This window comes from Sphingobacterium bovisgrunnientis (assembly GCF_009829085.1).
GTDB classification, from domain to species: domain Bacteria; phylum Bacteroidota; class Bacteroidia; order Sphingobacteriales; family Sphingobacteriaceae; genus Sphingobacterium; species Sphingobacterium bovisgrunnientis.
Window position 1 is genome coordinate 1 of sequence record NZ_WUQY01000124.1, and the last position, 503, is coordinate 503.

Sequence of the window (503 nt, forward strand, 5' to 3'; positions counted from 1 at the left end):
TGGCAATATAATTGAACTTCTTAAGATGTTCGATATGTTCTTTTAGATTTTTACTATGGATAAGGATATCATCTACATAAGCAATGCAGAAAGTTTGTATTGGTCTGATGATCTTATCCATTCTTTGTTGAAAAATTGCTGGAGCATTCATTAATCCAAATGACATAACATTCCACTCGAATTGTCCTAATGGATTAGGGGTTGTAAAACTAGTTAAAGGTTTAGATATTTCATCTAGTTTTATTTGCCAATATCCTGATTTACAATCAAATTTAGAGTATATTTTACTTCCTTGTATTTGTTTTATTAACAAATCTTTTATCGGTAATTTATAGCTATTAGGTATAGTTTTAGAATTTAGTTCTCTATAATCAATTACCATTCTAGCTTTTCCTCTTTTAATTTCATTATGGTTTCTAACCATAAATGCAGGACTATTATATGGACTAGTTGATTCTCTTATCACTCCTAATTCTAAGAGTTCTTTAATTTGTATTTTAAAT

The 503-nt window shown here is 27.6% G+C and carries 1 protein-coding gene; it reads right to left on the reverse strand.

Features of this window, described 5'->3' with window-relative positions; genetic code table 11:
* Positions 1-503: reverse transcriptase family protein (locus GOQ16_RS18505; protein ID WP_160070436.1), on the reverse strand; the 503-nt coding region annotated here is incomplete at both ends.